The sequence below is a fragment of the Mycobacterium sp. genome (assembly GCF_052145595.1).
Classification (GTDB): domain Bacteria; phylum Actinomycetota; class Actinomycetes; order Mycobacteriales; family Mycobacteriaceae; genus Mycobacterium.
On record NZ_JBKQOI010000084.1, the window covers coordinates 1 to 3,891 of the forward strand.

A 3,891-nucleotide genomic window follows, 5' to 3' on the forward strand; every position below is an offset into this window, starting at 1 on the left:
AGCCGCAGGGCGATCTCAGCGGCGAGGAGGCCGTCACCGTGCAATCCAATGAATGCGGTCAGCGATCGGCCGTGATGCGCATCCCCGCGGTGCTCAGTCGCAGCGGCGACGCGCCGCCGGCGGTCGCCGTACCGGACCCGGCGACGGTCCCCGGCGCCCCAACGCCAACCATGACGGCCCCTGCGCCCCATCGCTGATCGACAACCGCTGAACAGCGCTTTTGTTCGAATTCGCGCGGTCTGGATAAAAGATTGCGAGTACTTGCTATCTATGTTACGCTCGCGGCAACCCGATGATCTGGAGGAAAACGGTGACCTACGACGTGATCATTCGCGACGGACTTTGGTTCGACGGCACCGGTAGCGCGCCGCAAACTCGTACGCTCGGTATTCGCGACGGCGTGGTGGCCACGGTTGCGTCGCACTCGGAGAGTCCCCTGGACGAGACCGGTTGCCCCGAGGTGATCGACGCCGCCGGCAAGTGGATCGTGCCCGGCTTCATCGACGTGCACACCCACTACGACGCCGAGGTGCTGCTGGACCCCGGACTGCGGGAGTCGGTGCGCCACGGTGTCACCACCGTGCTGCTGGGCAATTGCTCGTTGTCGACGGTTTACGCCAACTCCGAGGACGCCGCCGATCTGTTCAGCCGGGTCGAAGCGGTGCCGCGCGAATATGTCTGCGGCGCTTTGGACTCCAACAGGACGTGGTCGACGGCCGCGGAGTACATCGAGGCGATCGACGCGCTCCCGCTGGGGCCGAATGTCGGCTCGCTGCTTGGTCATTCGGATCTGCGGACCGCGGTGCTGGGACTTGATCGCGCCACCGACGCCGCCGTCAGGCCCACCGATGCCGAACTGGACAAAATGGCGGCAATGCTCGAAGAGGCGCTCGATGCCGGGGTGCTCGGTATGTCCGGGATGGACGCGGCCATCGACAAACTCGACGGGGAGCGCTTCCGATCGCGCGCGCTGCCGTCAACCTTCGCGACATGGCGTGAGCGGCACAAGCTGATCAAGGTGTTGCGCAGGCGCGGGCGGATGCTGCAGAGCGCACCCGACGTCGAAAACCCCGCATCAGGGTTGCTGTTCTTCTTGTCCAGCAGCCGAATGTTCGTCCGCCGCAATCCCGTTCGGATGAGCCTGCTGGTCTCTGCCGACGCCAAGTCGATGCCGCTTGCCGCGCACGTCTTCGGGCTCGGCACCCGCGTGCTCAACGCCCTCTTGGGCTCCAGCGTGCGGTTCCAGCACCTGCCGGTCCCGTTCGAGCTGTACTCCGACGGAATCGACCTGCCGGTCTTCGAAGAGTTCGGCGCCGGAACGGCGGCCCTTCATCTGCGTGAACAGTTGGAGCGCAACGAATTACTTGCCGATGAGTCCTACCGCCGCAGGTTCCGGCGTGAGTTCGACCGCATCAAGCTCGGACCGTCGTTGTGGCACCGCGACTTCCACGACGCGGTCATCGTCGAGTGCCCCGACGAGTCGTTGATCGGCAAGAGTTTTGGTGCGATCGCCGACGAGCGCGGATTGCACCCGCTCGACGCGTTCCTCGACGTGCTCGTGGAAAACGGTGAGCGCAACGTGCGGTGGACAACCACCGTCGCCAACCACCGGCCCAGGCAGCTGAACAAACTCGCCGTCGAACCCAGTGTCCACATGGGCTTTTCGGATGCCGGCGCGCACCTGCGCAACATGGCGTTCTACAACTTCGGGTTGCGGATGCTCAAGCGCACCCGGGACGCTCACCGGGCGGGCGCGCCGTTTATGTCCACCCAGCGGGCGGTGCATCGCCTCACGGGCGAATTGGCGGAGTGGTTTGGCATCGACGCCGGGACGCTGCGTCAAGGCGACCGCGCAGACTTCGTCGTGATCGACCCGGGCGGCCTCAACGAATCGCTGGACGGCTATTACGAGGAAGAGGTTCCGTTCTACGGTGGCCTGCGGCGCATGGTCAATCGCAACGACGATGCCGTGGTCGCGACCGGCGTGGGCGGCGCCGTCGTGTTCCGCGAGGGCCGATTCCGCGACGGCTACGGCCGGACCGTGAAGTCGGGCCGTTACCTGCGGGCGGGTTCGCGTCAAAGGCAGTCCGACGCGGTGAGCGTCGGCACCTGAGATGACCAGGACCCAGCGGCAACGTCGCGAGGAGACGATCGGGCGGCTCCTCGAGGCTTGCATCGCCAGCATCATCGAGGTCGGATACGCCCGGGCATCCGCTGCCGTGATCAGCAAACGGGCGGGGGTGTCCGTGGGCGCCCTGTTCCGTCATTTCGAGACGATGGGCGATTTCATGGCGGCAACAGCTTCCGAGGTGCTGCGCCGTCAGGTGGAGTCATTCACCAAGCAAGTCGCGCAAATACCGGCCGACCGACCGGCCCTGGAAGCGGCGCTGACGATTCTGCGGGACATCACCGGCAGCCCCACGAACGCGGTGCTGTACGAACTGATGATCGCCGCCCGCACCGACGAGAAGCTCAACGCCCATCTGCGTGACGTGCTTGGGCAGTACACCGCCAAGATCTACGACGCCGCGCGCGCACTGCCCGGCGCCGAGACCTTCTCGGAGGAAACGTTTCCGGTGCTGGTGGCCTTGATGACGAACGTCTTCGACGGCGCCGCCATCGTGCGAGGGGTGCTGCCGGAACCGGATATCGAAGAGCGGCGCATTGCGCTACTGACGACCCTGATCACCGGGGCATTCCCGGCTGCGGGCTCATAACACCTGCGCGAGCAGACGCAGAATCGCACGCGGATGGGCGTGTCGGTGCGATTCTGTGTCTGCTCGCGTTGCCTACAGCGACCCGATGCCGGACTCCGGGTTGAGCGCGAAACCCCAGTCGAACAGGGTCCCGGCCTGGTCCCAGTACGTCGGTCCGCCCTCTTTCACCAGCCCGTACATCATGGCGATCACCAGTCGGCGGCCACCGCGGGCGGCGGCGCCGACGAACGTCTTGCGAGCGGCGTTGGTGAAGCCCGTCTTGCCGCCGATGGCGCCGGGATAGCGCGCCAACAGTTCGTCCTGGTTGGTGATCGGCTGCTGACCGTTATCGCCGGGGAACATCGCCGACGGCTCGGAGGTGATCTGCGCGAACACCGGGTTGGCCATCGCGGCCCGGAAGATGACGGCCAGGTCGTGCGCCGTCGAGGCCCCGGAGCCGCCGGGCCCGTCCAGCCCGGACGGGGTCGCCGCGTGGGTGTTTGTCGCCCCCAGGGCGGCCGCTTTCGCGTTCATCATGGCTACCGTCGCGTCCGCCCCGCCCATTAGGTGCGCCAGCGTGTTGGCGGCGTCGTTGCCCGAGACCAGCAGCAGGGCATCCAGCAGCTGGCGCGCGGTGTAGGTGCGGCCCGGTTTGATGCCGACGCAGTTGCACTCGACCTCGGTGTCGGCCACGTCGGCGACGACGGTGGAGTCCAGGCTCACCTGGTCCAGGGCAACCAACGCCAACAGCACCTTGATGGTGCTCGCGGGCGGGTGGGCCACATTCTGGTCGCGGCCGGCCAGCACCTGGCCGCTGTCGAGATCGGCCACGATCCAGGTCTGGGCCGGCCCGTCGGGGATCGGCAGCGAGCCGATCGGCTGCATGCTGTCGGCCGCCGCGGTGTTCACGCCGACGGTGGCAACGCAAGCACCGACAGCAAGCACAGCCGCAGCCATCAGCTTCCGCATGGCCGCAAAGTTTAACTTCCAGGCCCGCGCGGCGCCTATTCCGGCGCCCAGACGGAGGCTTCTACCCCCAGGGCATGTCCCTCCAGGAGTAGAAGGCACCGGTGCCGATGTCGTGGACGCCGTAGTAGTCCCAGAAGTAGTCGTGGCAGACATTTCCGTCCCACGGGACGGGTCTGCCTGCGGGAAGGGGGTCACCCGGGCACCAATGCTGGCAGGATTTCCCGGC

General features: G+C 66.6%; 2 protein-coding genes and 2 pseudogenes. 3 read left to right on the forward strand and 1 reads right to left on the reverse strand.

The window, feature by feature from the left end:
• The 3 genes and pseudogenes from ACLP4W_RS06990 to ACLP4W_RS07000 all read left to right on the forward strand — a co-directional run.
• A pseudogene (locus tag ACLP4W_RS06990) lies at positions 1-197 on the forward strand (serine/threonine protein kinase); the annotation flags it as partial.
• A 73-nt stretch (positions 198-270) separates the two neighbouring features.
• A pseudogene (locus tag ACLP4W_RS06995) lies at positions 271-2,113 on the forward strand (N-acyl-D-amino-acid deacylase family protein).
• 1 nt (position 2,114) lies between these two features.
• Positions 2,115-2,717 (forward strand): TetR/AcrR family transcriptional regulator, encoded by a 603-nt coding sequence (locus tag ACLP4W_RS07000; RefSeq protein WP_442385421.1) that lies wholly within the window; start codon positions 2,115-2,117, stop codon positions 2,715-2,717.
• Positions 2,718-2,789: 72 nt separating this feature from the next.
• Here the strand turns inward: ACLP4W_RS07000 and ACLP4W_RS07005 are convergent, their stop codons facing one another.
• Positions 2,790-3,665 (reverse strand): D-alanyl-D-alanine carboxypeptidase family protein, encoded by an 876-nt coding sequence (locus tag ACLP4W_RS07005; RefSeq protein WP_442385422.1) that lies wholly within the window; start codon positions 3,663-3,665, stop codon positions 2,790-2,792.
• Positions 3,666-3,891: the final 226 nt, after the last annotated feature.